The following is a 15523-nucleotide window of genomic DNA, read 5'->3' on the forward strand; positions in this document are numbered from 1 at the left end:
GGGGGTGTCCCACTTTCACCACAGGCTGACACACGGCGACCTTCCCCCGTAAAAGTCAGACTTTTAAGTTTGAACGCGTCAGACCAGCCAACGGCTCGGAACGAGGACTTCTTGAAGATGAGCACGCAGACACCGGGCAGCTTCGAATGGACCGAACTCGACCGGCGTGCCGTCGACACCGCCCGCCTGCTGGCGACCGATGCCGTGCAGAAGGCCGGCAACGGCCACCCCGGCACCGCGATGAGCCTGGCCCCGGCGGCGTACACCATCTTCCAGAAGGTGATGCGCCATGACCCGGCCGACCCGGAGTGGACCGGCCGCGACCGCTTCGTGCTGTCCCCCGGCCACACCTCGCTGACCCTGTACACCCAGCTCCATCTCGCCGGGTACGAGCTGGAACTGGAGGACCTGAAGGCGTTCCGCACGCACGGCTCGAAGACGCCCGGCCACCCCGAGTACGGGCACACCGCGGGCGTGGAGACCACCACCGGCCCGCTCGGACAGGGCGTCGCGAACGCCGTCGGCATGGCGATGGCCGCCCGCTACGAGCGCGGCCTGTTCGACCCGGACGCTCCCGAGGGCACCTCTCCCTTCGACCACACCGTCTGGGCGGTCGTCTCCGACGGCGACCTGCAGGAGGGCGTCTCCGCCGAGGCCTCCTCCCTGGCCGGGCACCAGAAGCTCGGCAACCTCGTCTTCCTCTACGACGACAACCACATCTCCATCGAGGGCGACACCGCGACCGCCTTCTCCGAGGACGTACTGAAGCGGTACGAGGCGTACGGCTGGCACACCCAGCGGATCGAGCCGACCGACGACGGCGACATCGACGTGCACGCGCTGTACGCGGCGCTCAAGGCCGCGCGGGCCGAGACCGAGCGCCCCTCCCTCATCGCGATGCGCACGATCATCGCCTGGCCCGCCCCGAACGCGCGGAACACCGAGTCCGCCCACGGTTCCGCACTGGGCGCCGACGAGGTCGCCGCGACCAAGCGGGTCCTCGGCTTCGACCCGGAGGAGAGCTTCGAGGTCGCGGACGAGGTTCTCGCCCACACCCGCCGGGCCCTGGACCGGGGCGCCGAGGAGCACGCCGCCTGGGACAAGCGGATCGCCGAGTGGCGCGCTGCCCAGCCCGAGCGCGCCGAGGTGTTCGACCGGGTCGTCGCCGGCCGGCTGCCCGAGGGCTGGGAGGACGCCCTGCCGGTGTTCGAACCGGGCAAGTCCGTCGCCACCCGTGCCGCGTCCGGCAAGGTGCTCCAGGCGCTCGGCCCGGTCGTCCCCGAACTGTGGGGCGGCTCCGCCGACCTGGCCGGGTCGAACAACACGACCATCGACAAGGGCAGCTCGTTCCTGCCGGAGGGCAACCCGCTGCCGGAGGCAGACCCGTACGGCCGGACGGTCCACTTCGGCATCCGCGAGTTCTCCATGGCCGCGGAGATGAACGGCATCGCCCTGCACGGCAACACCCGCGTCTACGGCGGCACTTTCCTGGTGTTCTCCGACTACATGCGCAACGCCGTCCGGATGTCCGCGCTGATGCAGCTGCCGGTGACGTACGTGTGGACGCACGACTCCATCGGCCTCGGCGAGGACGGCCCGACCCACCAGCCCGTCGAGCACCTGGCCTCGCTGCGCGCCATCCCGGGCCTGAACGTGGTCCGCCCGGCCGACGCCAACGAGACCGCGATCGCCTGGGCGGAGATCCTGCGCCGGCACTCCACCCACCCGGCCCCGCACGGCCTGGCGCTCACCCGGCAGGGCGTGCCGACGCACGCGCCGAACCCGGACGCGGCGCGCGGCGGCTACGTCCTCGTCGAGTCCGCCACCGAAACCCCGGACGTCGTCCTCATCGCCACCGGCTCCGAGGTGCAGCTCGCCGTCGCCGCCCGGGAGCAGCTGGAGGCCGAGGGGGTCGGCACGCGGGTGGTGTCGATGCCGTCCGTGGAGTGGTTCGAGGAGCAGCCGCGCGAGTACCGCGACCGGGTGCTTCCGCCGGACGTGCGGGCGCGCGTCGCGGTCGAGGCCGGGATCGGTCTGACCTGGTACCGCTTCGTGGGCCATGCCGGACGCATCGTCTCCCTCGAGCACTTCGGCGCCTCCGCCGACGCCAAGACGCTGTTCGCCGAGTTCGGCTTCACCCCCGAGAACGTCGCCGCGGCGGCCCGGGAATCCATTGCCGCCGCCCGCGGTTGATCCGACCGCACGAAGGAAGATGATCACAGTGACCGAAGCGACCGCGACCGCGGGAGCACTCAAGCGCCTCGCCGACGAGGGCGTGTCGATCTGGCTGGACGACCTGTCCCGGCAGCGGATCACCTCCGGCAGCCTCGCCGAGCTCGTCGAGACCGGGAACGTCGTCGGCGTCACCACCAACCCGTCGATCTTCCAGGCCGCCATCGGCTCGGGCGCGGGCTACGAGGAGCAGCTCACCGACCTGGCCGTGCGAGGCGTCACGGTCGACGAGGCGGTACGTATGCTGACGACCGCCGACGTACGAGCCGCCGCCGATATTCTGCATCCTGTATACGAAAAGACCGGTGGTCGCGACGGCCGCGTGTCCATTGAGGTCGACCCGCGCCTCGCCCACGACACGGCGGCCACCATCGCCGAGGCCCGGCAGCTCGCCTGGCTGGTCGACCGCCCCAACGTCATGATCAAGATCCCGGCGACCCGGGCGGGCCTGCCCGCCATCACCGAGGTCATCGGCCTGGGCATCAGCGTCAACGTCACGCTGATCTTCTCCCTCGAGCGCTACCGCGAGGTGATGGACGCCTACCTCGCCGGCCTGGAGAAGGCCCGGGCGAAGGGCCTGGACCTGTCCGCCATCCACTCCGTGGCGTCCTTCTTCGTCTCCCGCGTCGACACCGAGATCGACAAGCGGCTGACGGTCCTGGGCACCGACGAGGCCCTGGCGCTCAAGGGCAGGGCCGCGCTGGCGAACGCGCGGCTGGCCTACGAGGCGTACGAGGCGGTCTTCGCCGGACCGCGCTGGCCGGCCCTGGCCGGGGACCGGGCGAACAAGCAGCGTCCGCTGTGGGCGTCCACCGGTGTGAAGGATCCCGCATACAAGGACACGCTGTATGTAGACGATCTGGTCGCGCCCGGCACGGTCAACACCATGCCGGAGGCCACCCTGGACGCGGTCGCCGACCACGGCGCCGTCACCGGCGACACGGTCACCGGCGGTTACGCGCAGGCCTGCGCCGACCTCGCGGCCGTCGAGCGGCTCGGTATCTCCTACGCGGAGGTCGTCCAGCAGCTAGAGGACGAGGGCGTCGCCAAGTTCGGGGCGGCCTGGCAGGACCTGCTGGACGCGGTCGCGAAGTCCCTGGACAGCAAGGGAGTTGACGCCTGATGACCACCACCGAAGACCAGGAGACGGCACCGGCCGCGGTGCGGGTGCCCGTCGTCCCGGCCGCCGGCTGGGTGAACCCGCTGCGCGATCCGCGCGACCGCCGCCTGCCCCGCATCGCGGGTCCGTCGGGACTGGTCATCTTCGGCGTGACCGGCGACCTGTCCCGCAAGAAGCTGATGCCGGCCGTCTACGACCTGGCCAACCGCGGTCTGCTGCCGCCGGGCTTCTCCCTGGTGGGCTTCGCCCGCCGCGACTGGGAGGACCAGGACTTCGCGCAGGTGGTGCACGACGCCGTCCGCGAGCACGCGCGCACCCCGTTCCGCGAGGAGGTCTGGCAGCAGCTCGCCGAGGGCATGCGGTTCATCCCCGGCGACTTCGACGACGACACCGCGTTCAAGCAGCTGCGCGAGGCCGTCGAGGAGCTGGACGCCTCCCGGGGCACCGGCGGCAACTTCGCCTTCTACCTCTCCGTACCGCCGAAGTTCTTCCCCAAGGTCGTGCGACAGCTGAAGAAGCACGGCCTGGCGAGCCCCCCGCGGGGCGCCTGGCGGCGCGCGGTCATCGAAAAGCCGTTCGGGCGCGATCTGGCGAGTGCCCGCGAGCTGAACGCGATCGTGCACGACGTGTTCGAGCCGGACCAGGTCTTCCGCATCGACCACTACCTCGGCAAGGAGACCGTCCAGAACATCCTGGCGCTCCGCTTCGCCAACGAGATGTACGAGCCGATCTGGAACCGGTCGTACGTCGACCACGTACAGATCACCATGGCCGAGGACATCGGCATCGGCGGCCGGGCCGGCTACTACGACGGCATCGGCGCCGCCCGGGACGTCATCCAGAACCACCTGCTGCAGCTGATGGCGCTCACCGCGATGGAGGAGCCCATCGCCTTCGACGCCGAGTCGCTGCTCACCGAGAAGCTGAAGGTGCTGAAGTCGGTGCGGCTGCCGGAGAAGCTGGGCGAGCACACCGTGCGCGGCCAGTACGCGGAGGGCTGGCAGGGCGGCGCGAAGGTGCCCGGATACCTGCAGGAGGAGGGCATCGACCCCAGGTCGAAGACCGACACCTACGCGGCGGTCAAGCTGGAGGTGGACAACCGCCGCTGGGCGGGCGTCCCCTTCTACCTGCGCACCGGCAAGCGGCTCGGCCGCCGCGTGACCGAGATCGCGGTGGTCTTCAAGCGGGCCCCGCACTCCCCGTTCGACTCCACGGCCACCGAGGAGCTCGGGCAGAACGCCATCGTCATCCGGGTCCAGCCGGACGAGGGCATGACCGTCCGGTTCGGCTCGAAGGTGCCGGGCACCTCGATGGAGATCCGGGACGTGTCGATGGACTTCGCCTACGGCGAGTCGTTCACCGAGTCCAGCCCGGAGGCGTACGAGCGGCTCATCCTGGACGTGCTGCTGGGCGACGCCAACCTGTTCCCCCGTCACCAGGAAGTGGAAGAGTCCTGGAAGATCCTCGACCCGATCGAGGAGTACTGGGCAGCGCACGGCAAGCCGGCGCAGTACCCCTCGGGCACCTGGGGACCCGAGGAAGCCGACGAGATGCTCGCACGAGACGGACGGAGCTGGCGCAGGCCATGAAGATCGACCTGACCGACACCACGGCAAGCAAGATCAACAAGGCGTTGGTGCAGGGCCGCCGCGCCATCGGGACACCGGCCGTGGGCATGGTCCTGACGATGGTCATCGTCACGGACGAGGAGAACGCCTACGACGCGATCAAGGCGGCCGAGGAGGCCTCGCACGAGCACCCCTCGCGCACCCTGGTCGTCATCAAGCGGCACGCCCGCACCCCGCGCGAGCGCACCAAGTCCCGCCTGGACGCGGAGGTCCGGGTCGGCTCCGAGGCCGGCACCGGCGAGACGGTCGTGCTGCGCACCTACGGCGAGGTGTCCGACCACGCCGACTCCGTCGTCCTGCCGCTGCTGCTGCCGGACGCGCCGGTGGTCGTGTGGTGGCCGGTGGACGCGCCGGAGAACCCCGCGAAGGATCCGCTGGGCGCGCTCGCGCAGCGCCGGATCACCGACCTGTACGCCGTCGAGAACCCGCTGGAGGTCCTTCAGTCCCGGGTCCGGTCCTACGCGCCCGGCGACACCGACCTCGCCTGGACCCGGCTCACCCCGTGGCGCTCGATGCTGGCCGCGGCCCTGGACCAGGCCCGGACCAAGGTGATCTCGGCGGCCGTGGAGAGCGAGGCCGACAACCCGGCCGCCGAGCTGCTGGCCCGCTGGCTGGAGGCGCGGCTGAAGGTCGGCGTCGACCGTGTCGTCACCGCCGGTCCGGTCGTCACGGCGGTCCGGCTGGGCACCGACAACGGCGAGATCGTCATCGACCGCCCCGAGGGCCCGCTGGCCACGCTGACCCTCCCGGGCCAGCCGCCGCGCACCCTCGCGCTGAAGGTGCGGTCCATGTCCGAGCTCATCGCCGAGGAGCTCCGTCGGCTCGACGCGGACGAGATGTACGCCGTGGCCCTGCGCGGCGACGGCGCCAAGGAGGCCCCCGCCCATGCCTGACGCCCCGAAGCTCACCCGGCGGCCCGAGTGGACCGCCCTGGAGGACCACCGCGCGGACGCGCTGCCGCACACGAGCCTGCGGGAGCTGTTCGCGGCCGACCCCGCTCGCGCCGAGCGGTACGTCGTCACCGTGGGCGACCTGCGCATCGACTACTCCAAGCACCTCATCACGGACGAGACCCTCGCCCTGCTGCAGGAACTGGCCACCGCCACCGACGTGTCCGGGCTGCGCGACGCCATGTTCCGCGGCGAGCGGATCAACGTCACCGAGAACCGGGCCGTCCTGCACACCGCGCTGCGCGCGCCGCGGGACGCGGTGATCGAGGTCGACGGGGAGAACGTCGTCCCCGAGGTCCACGCGGTCCTGGACAAGATGGCCGGCTTCGCCGAGCGGGTCCGCTCCGGAGCGTGGACCGGCCACACCGGCAGGCGGATCCGCAACGTCGTCAACATCGGCATCGGCGGCTCCGACCTGGGTCCGGCGATGGCCTACGAGGCACTGCGCCCCTGCACGGCACGGGAGTTGACGTTCCGTTTCGTGTCGAACGTGGACGGCGCCGACCTGCACGAGGCCACCCGCGACCTGGACCCGGCGGAGACCCTGTTCATCGTCGCGTCGAAGACCTTCACCACCATCGAGACGATCACGAACGCGACCTCGGCCCGCTCCTGGCTGCTGAAGGGGCTGGACGGGGACGAAAAGGCGGTCGCGAAGCACTTCGTCGCCCTGTCGACGAACGCCGGGAAGGTCGCCGAGTTCGGCATCGACCCGGACAACATGTTCGCGTTCTGGGACTGGGTCGGCGGCCGGTACTCGTACGACTCGGCGATCGGGCTGTCGCTGATGATCGCCATCGGACCGGAGCGGTTCCGGGAGATGCTCGACGGTTTCCGGATCGTCGACGAGCACTTCCGGAACGCGCCCGCCGAGGCCAACGCACCGCTGATCCTGGGTCTGTTGGGCATCTGGTACAACAACTTCTTCGACGCCCAGTCGCACGCGGTGCTGCCCTACAGCCACTACCTGTCGAAGTTCACGGCCTACCTGCAGCAGCTGGACATGGAGTCCAACGGCAAGTCGGTGGACCGCGACGGCCACCGCGTCGGGTGGCAGACCGGTCCGGTGGTGTGGGGCACTCCCGGCACCAACGGGCAGCACGCCTACTACCAGTTGATCCACCAGGGCACGAAGCTCGTCCCGGCCGACTTCATCGGTTTCGCCCGGCCCCTGGCCGAGCTCAGCGAGGAACTGGCGGCCCAGCACGACCTGTTGATGGCGAACTTCTTCGCCCAGACCCAGGCCCTCGCCTTCGGCAGGACCGCCGACGAGGTGCGCGCCGAGGGCGTGCCCGAGGAGCAGGTGCCGCACCGCACCTTCAGGGGCAACCACCCCACCACGACGATCCTCGCCACCGAACCGACCCCCTCGGTCCTCGGCCAGCTCGTCGCCCTCTACGAACACAAGGTGTTCGTGCAGGGCGCCGTGTGGAACATCGACTCCTTCGACCAGTGGGGCGTGGAGCTCGGCAAGGTCCTCGCGCGGCGCGTCGAACCCGCCCTGACCGAGGGCGCGGACGTGCCCGGTCTCGACCCGTCCACCACCGCCCTCGTGGCCGCGTACCGCACGCTCAAGAACGCTTAGAGAGAAGTGAAGCTGATCATGACAGCCATGCAGTTGGGCCTCATCGGTCTCGGCAAGATGGGCGGCAACATGCGCGAGCGGATCCGCCGCGCGGGCCATACCGTCATCGGTTACGACCGCAACCCCGAACTCTCCGACGTCAAGGACCTCGCCGAACTCGTCGAGAAGCTCGACGCCCCGCGCACCGTCTGGGTGATGGTCCCGGCCGGCCGCGCCACCCAGTCCGTCATCGACGAGCTCAAGGACCTGCTGTCGGAGGGCGACACGGTCGTCGACGGCGGCAACTCCCGCTGGACGGACGACGAGAAGCACGCCGCGGAACTCGGCGTCAAGGGCATCGGCTTCGTCGACGCGGGCGTCTCCGGCGGCGTGTGGGGCCTGCAGAACGGCTACGCCCTGATGGTCGGCGGCGACAAGCAGCACGTACAGCGGCTGGAGCCGGTCTTCGAGGCACTCAAGCCCGAGGGCCCGTACGGCTACGTCCATGCGGGCCGGGTCGGTGCCGGGCACTTCTCGAAGATGGTCCACAACGGCATCGAGTACGCCATGATGCAGGCCTACGCCGAGGGCTGGGAGCTCCTGGAGAAGATCCGCTCGGTGGACAACGTCCGCGAGGTGTTCCGCTCCTGGCAGGAGGGCACCGTCATCCGCTCCTGGCTGCTCGACCTCGCCGTCAACGCCCTCGACGACGACGAGCACCTGGACAAACTGCGCGGCTACGCGGAGGACTCCGGCGAGGGCCGCTGGACCGTCGAGGCGGCCATCGACAGCGCCGTGCCGCTCCCGGCGATCACCGCGGCCCTCTTCGCCCGGTTCGCCTCCCGTCAGGACGACTCCCCGCAGATGAAGATGATCGCGGCGCTGCGCAACCAGTTCGGCGGCCACGCCGTCGAGACGGCGAAGGAGTAACCGGCCGTGGGCGACCTCCTGCTGGTCCGCCACGGAGAGACGGAGTGGAGCGTGTCGGGCCAGCACACCAGCTTCACCGACCTGCCCCTCACCCAGCGCGGCGAGGAACAGGCCAAGTCCCTCGCCGCGTTCCTCTCCGGCCGGACCTACGCACTCGCGCTCACCAGCCCGCTCGGCCGCGCGATACGCACCGCCGAACTCGCGGGCCTGACGGGGGCCGTCCCGGAACCCGGCCTGCACGAGTGGGACTACGGCGGCTACGAGGGCGTCACCACCGCCGACATCCACCGCACCCGCCCCGACTGGGATCTGTGGACGGACGGCGTGCCACCCGGCCCGGCGGGACACCCCGGTGAGTCACCGGCCGAAGTGGGCCTGCGCGCCGACCGGGTGCTGACCCGCGTGGAGACGGCCCTCGCCCAGGGCGAGGGCGACGTGATCCTCGTCGCCCACGCTCACTTCCTGCGGGTCCTCACCGCCCGGCGGCTGGGCCTTCCGCCCTCCGACGGCCGCCTCTTCCAACTGGCCACCGGCACGCTGAGCCGCCTGTCGACGGAGCACGGGCGCCCGGTGATCGCGGAGTGGAACACCAGACCGTGAACCGGCGCGGCACGCCCCAGGGCCTGTCCGGCGGATCACGGCGCAGGGAACCGACGGTGCCTGATCAGTGCTGGTGGGCGTGCCAAACCCCGCGTCGGCGGCGTGATCCGCCGGACAGGACCCAGTGCTGGGCGTGCTGCGCCGCCAGGTGTACGGGCGCGTTCCGGGCGCCGTATCCCCGGTAGCCGGGATCGCGCCGGACCAGTTCGAAGCAGACCCGGCCGCCGGTGGACGTGCAGCAGTGCCGGAAGGCGCCGCTCGCGTCCCGCTCGTAGAGGCCGGTCGTAGAGGCTGCCGAGGTCGTGGTTACGTCTCCACCTCCCCGTCGGCGAACTCGGACCGGGCGGCCAGGTCGTCGTAGTAGTCGGCGGGGATGGGCAGCAGCCGGCCGCCGGCCGCGCGGAAGCGGCGGGCGGCCGTCACCCAGTCGCCGGTGGCCGGCGCGATGCGCTGGGCGTGCGCGCCGTCCTCGGTGGGCGTGGCGCCGACGGTGAGGGCGATACGGACGCTGCAGTCGGCGGGGTGTGGCAGGTGCGCCGGGAGGGGCAGGCCGGGGTGGGCGGCCATGCCGGTAGTGGTGGCGTGCACGATGCCCTCGGCCCGCGCCAGCAGCCCGGCCAGGTCGCCGGGGACGGTGTGGGCGGCCCGGCCCGCGCCGAAGTGCCGGTTCAGGGACGCGGCGAGGGCGGCGTCCTCTCGGGCAGCACGTCGACGACGGTGACCGGACCCGCGTAGAGGAAGAGCGCGGCGTGCGCGACGGCCGCGCCCGCGCCGCCCACGCCGGCTGCGCCACCGGCTCCCGCGGCCGTCCGGCAGACCGCGCGAGAAGGACGCGGCGAGATCGTCGCCCGCACCCGCACCAGCGAGCGGCTCCCCTGCTGGCGCTGCTGCGCGACCGATGGCGGGGCTGGGAGGCCCCGCGGGCGGAGACGTGTCGGCCTGACAGCGCCCGGCGGACCGGCCGGGACGTGAAGCCGGCTTCGGCGCCTCGCCCGCGACGACGACCGGGCTCATGACGGGCGTACGGCGGAATCGAGCAGCGGCCCGAGTTCCCGGGCCACGGTCTTCAGGGGCCGTACGTCCTGTTCGGCGCGGGCCATCAGGATGGCGCCCTCGAGGGCACTGATCATGAGGGTGGCGAGCGCGTCGGCCCGGTCGCGGGGCACACCCGTCTCCGTGAGGGCGTCGGCGAGCGGGCGCCGCCAGGTCGCGAACGCGGCGGCGGCCGCATCCCAGGTGGACGTCCCGGCCGAGGCGCAGTCCACGGTGGCCGCCGCGACCGGGCAGCCGGCGGCGAAGCCGGCCGTCTCGTACTCGTCGGTCCACTGCCGCACCATCGCCGCGAACAGGCCGCTCGGCGTCGGCCGGTCCAGCCCGGCCAGGAAGCGCGCAATCCGCTTGCCCGCGTAACGGCCCGCCCAGTTGACGGCCTCGTTGACGAGCTGTTCCTTGCCGCCGGGGAAGTAGTGCTGAAGCGAGCCGCGGGGCGCCTCGGCGTGTGCGGCGACGTCCCGCATGCCGGTCGCCGTGACCCCCTCGCGCCGGATCAGCTGGGCCGCGCTGAACACCATCCGCTCGCGCGGTCCCCGCCGGGACTCAGCCATCGTCGACCTCCCCGCTCCCCGCGCCGACCCTCACTTTCGGACACCAGCCTATGACCGACGTCATAACGGCCGCTACTATGACCACTGTCATACTCGCCCGCTCGAGCGGAGGGTGGTCCCATGCGGGTCGGTTTCATCGGTCTGGGAGTGATGGGGCAGCCCATGGCCCTACGGCTGGCCGCCTCGGGCACCCCGCTGGTGGTCTTCAACCGCACCGCCGCCCGCGCCGAGCCGCTGCGCGCGGCCGGCGCCGAGGTGGCGGCGGACGCCGCGGGCGTGTTCGCGCGCGCCGGCGTGGTACTCCTGATGCTGGCCGACGACCTCGCGATCGACGCCGCCCTGGACCGCGGCACCCCGGACTTCGCGACACGGGTCGCCGGCCGGATCGTCGTCCACATGGGGACCACCTCGCCGGAGTACTCGCGCGTGCTGGAGGCCGATGTCCGCGCGGCGGGCGGGCGCTACGTCGAGGCACCCGTGTCCGGGTCACGGGTTCCGGCGGAGCGGGGTGAGCTGGTGGCCATGCTGGCCGGGGAGGATGCGGCCGTGGAGACCGTACGGCCGCTGCTCTCCCCCCTGTGCCGGGAGACTTTCGTGTGCGGTCCCGCGCCCGCCGCCCTGCTGATGAAGCTGGCGGTGAACCTGTTCCTGATCACACTGGTGACCGGGCTGACGGAGGCGTTCCACTTCGCCGAGCGGCAGGGCCTGGACCGGCGGCAGTTCCTGGACGTCCTCGACGCGGGACCCATGGCCAGCGGCGTCTCCCGCATGAAGGCGCCCAAGCTGGACGCCCGTGACTTCGCGGTACAGGCGGCGGCCCTGGATGTGCTGAAGAACAACCGGCTGATCGCCGAGGCCGCCCGCAGGTCCCGCCTGGCCTCGCCGTTGCTCGACGTCTGCCATGCCCTCTTCGAGGAGACGGTGGAGCGGGGGTACGGCGGTCAGGACATGGTGACGGTGCTGCGGGCGATCGAGGCGCGGAGCGACGAGTGGCTGTAGGCAGGCGGCTGTAGGCACGTGACTGCAGGCAGACGACTGCAGACGCAGGCGGGCGACCATAGACAAGATCGTAGGCAGAGACTGTAGACAATCGCCCGCAGACGGCTACCGCTTCGGAATGCCGTATGCCCGCTCCACGCGCAGCCGCAACACCAGCCGGCGGTCGCGGACCATGGCGGCCCGGTAGTCGTCCCAGTCCGGGTGCTCGCCCTGGACGTCCCGGTAGAGGCGGATCAGTTCCTCGACCGTCTCGTCGTGCGGGTCCCGGGCGACGGGTGAGAGGTCGGCCGTCCCCTCGGCGACCGTGTACGCCCACCGGTCGGCGGTGGTCACGTGGTACGAGGCTCTCGGGTCCCGGCGCAGGTTGCGCGTCTTCGCGCGGTCGTCCGTGAGGGAGACGCGGATGATCCGCTCGTCGGGGTAGTAGGCGTGGTTCACGTTCGACAACTGGGGCCGGCCGTCGCGCTTCAGAGTGACCAGCACCCCGCTGTCGCCGTCGGAGAGCAGCTTGAGCAATGCGTCCTGCGTGGCGTCCTGGGTCATGTCTGGATCAACTCCGCCGGGCGGCCCGCACATTCCCGGGCGCTCACCTTTGGTAGACACTGTCTACCGGGCACTGGTAGACAGTGTCTATGTCCCTGAGTGAATCGGAGCCGGGCCTGCGCACCCGGCTGGTCGACGTCGGTGCGGAACTGGTGGCCGCCGAGGGCGCAGGGGCGCTGACCCTGCGGGAGATCGCCCGCCGGGCCGGCGTCTCGCACGGTGCGCCGCGCCGCTACTTCCCCACCCACCTGGAACTGCTGTCCGCCATCGCGCGCCGCGGCTTCACCGACCTGGCCGGCCGGGCGGAGACGGCGCTGGCGGACGCCGCGCCGGACCCGCGCACGCGGCTGACGGTCCTGGGCCGGGTCTACCTGGAGTTCGCGCTGGGCAACCGCGGCATGTACGAGCTGATGTTCCGCCATGACCTGCTGGCAAGCGGGCACTTGGGTCTGCGCGAGACCAGCCTGCCGCTGTTCGGGCTGCTGGTGGATCTGGTGGGCCGGGTGCGTCCGGAGGCCGACGCCCGCCTGGTCGCGGGCGCGTTGTGGGCGAACTTGCACGGCATCGCCCAGCTCTGGGGCTGGGGCAGCCTCCAACTCACCGCTGGCGGCGGCGACTTCGTACCGCTGCTGCATGCGACGCTGGACGCCCACCTCGGGCCGGAGGGCGGGCGGTGAACCGTGTCCTGACGCTGGCGAGCAGCGTGGTCGGCGCCGTGGTCGTCGCCCTGGACGGTACGGTCCTCACCGTCGCCCAGCCCACCTTGCAAAGGGAGTTGCACGCCTCCTTCGCCGAGGTGCAGTGGACCAGTACTGCCTACCTGATCGCGGTGGCGAGCCTGCTGGTGTTCGCCGGACGGCTGGGTGACCGGTACGGGCAGCGGCAGGTGTTCGCCTGCGGGATGCTCGGGTTCGGGGCGGCGTCGGCGGGCATCGGCCTGGCGCCCGGCGTGGGCTGGGTGATCGCGCTGCGGGTCGCACAGGGCGTGTGCGGCGCGCTGCTGCAGCCGGCCACGCTCGGCATGCTGCGCACCGCTTTCCCGCCGGAGCGGCTCGCGATGCCGCTGGCGGTGCGCACCGCCGCGATCGGGCTGGCGGCGGCGGCCGGGCCGGTGGTGGGCGGGGCGCTGGTGACGGAGCTGGGCTGGCGGGCCGTGTTCTTCCTCAACGTGCTGCCCGCCTGCGGCTTCGGCGTGCTCGCGCTCGTCGCGCGCGACACGGGGCGGCCTCGGCCCACCGGGGCCCGGCTGGACGTGTCCGGCGCCCTGCTCCTCGCGGTGACGCTCGGCTGTCTGGTGCACGCCCTGGTCGCGCGGCCGGTGTCCGCGCAGACGGTGGCCGGACTGGCCGTGGCCGTGCTGACCGGCGCCGCCTTCGTCCGGCACGAGCGGCGGGCCGCGAGCCCGCTGCTGCCGCCGGAGGTGATCGGCTCGCCGGCGGCCGGGGCGGCGCTGGGCATCCTGGTGGCCGCGTCGGCGTCGTTGTTCGGCACGCTGTTCACCGTCACCTATGTCCTTCAGGGCGCGCTGGGCCTCGATCCCTTCGACAGTGCCCTGCGCAGCCTGCCGCTGGCCGTGCTGATGGTGCTGTCCGCGCCGGGATGCGCGGTGCTGCTGCGCCGGGTGGGCGCCCGCCGTACGACCGGGGCGGCGACGGCCGTGCTCGCGGCCGGTGTCCTGGTGCTGTCCCGGGCCTCGGGCTCGTTCGCGCTGGGTGCCGGGTTCGCGCTGCTGGGCGCCGGGTTCGGCACGGTGATGGTGGCGGCCACGCACGTGGTCGTACGGCGGGCGGACGCGGGCTCCGCAGGGGTGGCGGGCGGGTTGCAGCAGACCGCGCTGAACGTCGGGCCGGCGCTCGGCGTGGCCGCGGCGACCTCGCTGACGGGTGCGGGGACGGCGCCCGCGCTGACGGTCCTGGCGGCCGTGGCCGCGCTCGGCGCGGTGGCCTCCCGGGCGCTGCCCGGGCGCCGCGTCGTGTCGATCACACGCCGCGCGGATGCCCGGGAGCGTGCCCGCGTTCCTGCGACGATGAGGTCCGACGACGTCCGATGAGGTCTGAGGGCGTCCCGGCGGGGTATGACAAACCGCACCGGGTCGGACACGACCGGAGGAGAGCGATGGCACAGTTGCGACAGGAAGTCGACCCGGCCGAGGCCGGGCTGGACGCGAAGGCGCTGGACCGCCTCGACCAGTACGTCGCCCACTATGTCGACGAGGGACGTCTGCCCGGCTTCCTGGTGGCCGTCTCGCGCGGCGGCCGCGTCGCCCACCTCACCGTGCACGGCCACCGCGACCGGGCGGTGGGACTGCCGGTCGAGCCGGACACGCTGTGGCGGATCTACTCCATGACCAAGCCGGTCACCGCGGTCGCCGTGCTGCTGCTGGCGGAGGAGGGCAGGCTGTCGCTGGACGACCGGCTCGAAACCCACCTCCCCGCCTTCGCCGATCCCCGGGTGTACGTCGGCGGCTCGGGCGCCGACGTGGAGACCCGCCCGGCCGAGGGCCCCATCCTCCTGCGCCACCTGCTGACCCACACAGCGGGCCTCACCTTCGGCTTCTACTACTCCCACCCCGTCGACGCCCTCTACCGCGAGGCCGGCCTGGAGTCGTCCGTGCCTCCCGGCGCGGACCTGGCCGAGACGACGGACGTGTACGCGCGGCTGCCCCTGCAGTTCGAGCCGGGCACGCAGTGGAACTACTCGGTCGCCTCCAACGTGCTCGGCCGGGTGATCGAGGTGGTCTCCGGGCAGCCGCTCGACCGGTTCTTCGCCGACCGGATCTTCCGGCCGCTCGGCATGACGGACGCGGGCTTCGAGGTCACGCCCGAACAGTCCGGCAGGCTCGCCGAGTTGTACGGCGAGACCGACACCGGCGGCATCGAGCCGATCCCCGGACTGCCGGTGCACGGCCGCCCCCGCTTCCTGTCCGGCAGCGGTGGCATGGTCGCATCGGCCCACGACTATCACCGCTTCATGGAGATGCTCCGCCGGGGCGGCGAACTGGACGGCACCCGTCTGCTCTCCCCCGAGTCGGTGGCCCTGATGACCAGCAACCATCTCCCCGGCGGCGCCGACCTGCGCGCCTTCGGCGCCCCCGCCCACCAGGAGCCCGGCAACGCGGGCGTCGGCTTCGGCTTCAACGTCTCCGTGGTCATCGACCCCACCCGCACGGTGGCCCCCGCGGGCCCGGGCACGTACGGCTGGAGCGGTGTGGCGACCACCACCTTCTGGATCGATCCGGGCCGCGATGTGACCGTGCAGTTCATGACCCAGGTGCGGCCGAAGACGCTGAAGATCTTCCCGGAGCTGAAGCGGTTGGTCCATGAGGCGGTCGTCGGCTGAATCCGATGTCTGTC

At 71.9% G+C, this 15523-nt stretch carries 15 protein-coding genes; 12 read left to right on the forward strand and 3 right to left on the reverse strand.

Features of this window, described 5'->3' with window-relative positions; translation table 11 throughout:
- Positions 1–117 precede the first annotated feature (117 nt).
- Genes tkt through ACIBBH_RS10355 form a run of 7 tightly spaced genes read left to right on the forward strand, consistent with a single transcriptional unit; the run spans position 118 to position 9024 of the window.
- Complete coding sequence (gene tkt, locus ACIBBH_RS10325; RefSeq protein WP_399403815.1) at positions 118–2193, forward strand: transketolase; 2076 nt, start codon at positions 118–120, stop codon at positions 2191–2193.
- Positions 2194–2212: 19 nt separating this feature from the next.
- Positions 2213–3355 (forward strand): transaldolase, encoded by a 1143-nt coding sequence (gene tal, locus ACIBBH_RS10330; RefSeq protein WP_399403816.1) that lies wholly within the window; start codon positions 2213–2215, stop codon positions 3353–3355.
- The gene (gene zwf / locus ACIBBH_RS10335; RefSeq protein ID WP_399403817.1) at positions 3355–4941 is read left to right on the forward strand and encodes a glucose-6-phosphate dehydrogenase; all 1587 of its coding nucleotides are present in this window, start codon (positions 3355–3357) and stop codon (positions 4939–4941) included. Before tal ends, zwf begins: the two co-directional genes overlap by 1 nt.
- Complete coding sequence (gene opcA, locus ACIBBH_RS10340; protein ID WP_399403818.1) at positions 4938–5873, forward strand: glucose-6-phosphate dehydrogenase assembly protein OpcA; 936 nt, start codon at positions 4938–4940, stop codon at positions 5871–5873. Before zwf ends, opcA begins: the two co-directional genes overlap by 4 nt.
- Positions 5866–7515: a glucose-6-phosphate isomerase gene (gene pgi / locus ACIBBH_RS10345; protein ID WP_399403819.1), complete on the forward strand. Its 1650-nt coding sequence runs from the start codon at positions 5866–5868 to the stop codon at positions 7513–7515. The genes opcA and pgi overlap by 8 nt, the downstream gene beginning before the upstream one ends.
- A 27-nt stretch (positions 7516–7542) precedes the next feature.
- Positions 7543–8424 (forward strand): phosphogluconate dehydrogenase (NAD(+)-dependent, decarboxylating), encoded by an 882-nt coding sequence (gene gnd, locus ACIBBH_RS10350; RefSeq protein WP_399404032.1) that lies wholly within the window; start codon positions 7543–7545, stop codon positions 8422–8424.
- Between the two features lie 6 nt (positions 8425–8430).
- Positions 8431–9024 carry a histidine phosphatase family protein gene (locus tag ACIBBH_RS10355; RefSeq protein ID WP_399403820.1) on the forward strand — a complete coding sequence of 198 codons (594 nt, stop codon included), beginning with the start codon at positions 8431–8433 and terminating at the stop codon, positions 9022–9024.
- 306 nt (positions 9025–9330) lie between these two features.
- On the opposite strand, the gene ACIBBH_RS10360 is transcribed toward ACIBBH_RS10355, so the two are convergent.
- A complete protein-coding gene (locus tag ACIBBH_RS10360; protein WP_399403821.1) occupies positions 9331–9612 on the reverse strand; it encodes a hypothetical protein in 282 nt (93 codons plus the stop codon).
- On the opposite strand from ACIBBH_RS10360, the gene ACIBBH_RS10365 reads away from it, so the two are divergent.
- Positions 9607–9759, forward strand: coding sequence for a hypothetical protein (locus tag ACIBBH_RS10365; RefSeq protein WP_399403822.1), 153 nt, complete (start codon positions 9607–9609; stop codon positions 9757–9759). The genes ACIBBH_RS10360 and ACIBBH_RS10365 overlap by 6 nt on opposite strands.
- A gap of 275 nt (positions 9760–10034) precedes the next feature.
- Here the strand turns inward: ACIBBH_RS10365 and ACIBBH_RS10370 are convergent, their stop codons facing one another.
- A complete protein-coding gene (locus tag ACIBBH_RS10370; RefSeq protein WP_399403823.1) occupies positions 10035–10628 on the reverse strand; it encodes a TetR/AcrR family transcriptional regulator in 594 nt (197 codons plus the stop codon).
- A 120-nt stretch (positions 10629–10748) separates the two neighbouring features.
- Here ACIBBH_RS10370 and ACIBBH_RS10375 point away from each other — a divergent pair, with 120 nt between their 5' ends.
- Positions 10749–11627, forward strand: a complete 879-nt coding sequence (locus ACIBBH_RS10375) for an NAD(P)-dependent oxidoreductase (protein WP_399403824.1) — start codon at positions 10749–10751, stop codon at positions 11625–11627.
- A 105-nt stretch (positions 11628–11732) separates the two neighbouring features.
- On the opposite strand, the gene ACIBBH_RS10380 is transcribed toward ACIBBH_RS10375, so the two are convergent.
- The gene (locus ACIBBH_RS10380) at positions 11733–12170 is read right to left on the reverse strand and encodes a TIGR03618 family F420-dependent PPOX class oxidoreductase (protein ID WP_399403825.1); all 438 of its coding nucleotides are present in this window, start codon (positions 12168–12170) and stop codon (positions 11733–11735) included.
- An 89-nt stretch (positions 12171–12259) separates the two neighbouring features.
- Between ACIBBH_RS10380 and ACIBBH_RS10385 the strand changes: the two genes are divergently transcribed.
- The 3 genes from ACIBBH_RS10385 to ACIBBH_RS10395 all read left to right on the forward strand — a co-directional run bounded on the left by ACIBBH_RS10385 (position 12260) and on the right by ACIBBH_RS10395 (position 15509).
- Positions 12260–12847: a TetR/AcrR family transcriptional regulator gene (locus ACIBBH_RS10385; RefSeq protein WP_399403826.1), complete on the forward strand. Its 588-nt coding sequence runs from the start codon at positions 12260–12262 to the stop codon at positions 12845–12847.
- Complete coding sequence (locus tag ACIBBH_RS10390; RefSeq protein ID WP_399403827.1) at positions 12844–14220, forward strand: MFS transporter; 1377 nt, start codon at positions 12844–12846, stop codon at positions 14218–14220. Before ACIBBH_RS10385 ends, ACIBBH_RS10390 begins: the two co-directional genes overlap by 4 nt.
- 65 nt (positions 14221–14285) lie before the next feature.
- Positions 14286–15509, forward strand: coding sequence for a serine hydrolase domain-containing protein (locus tag ACIBBH_RS10395; protein ID WP_399403828.1), 1224 nt, complete (start codon positions 14286–14288; stop codon positions 15507–15509).
- Positions 15510–15523 lie beyond the last annotated feature (14 nt).

Source organism: Streptomyces sp. NPDC051636, assembly GCF_044453765.1.
GTDB lineage: Bacteria > Actinomycetota > Actinomycetes > Streptomycetales > Streptomycetaceae > Streptomyces.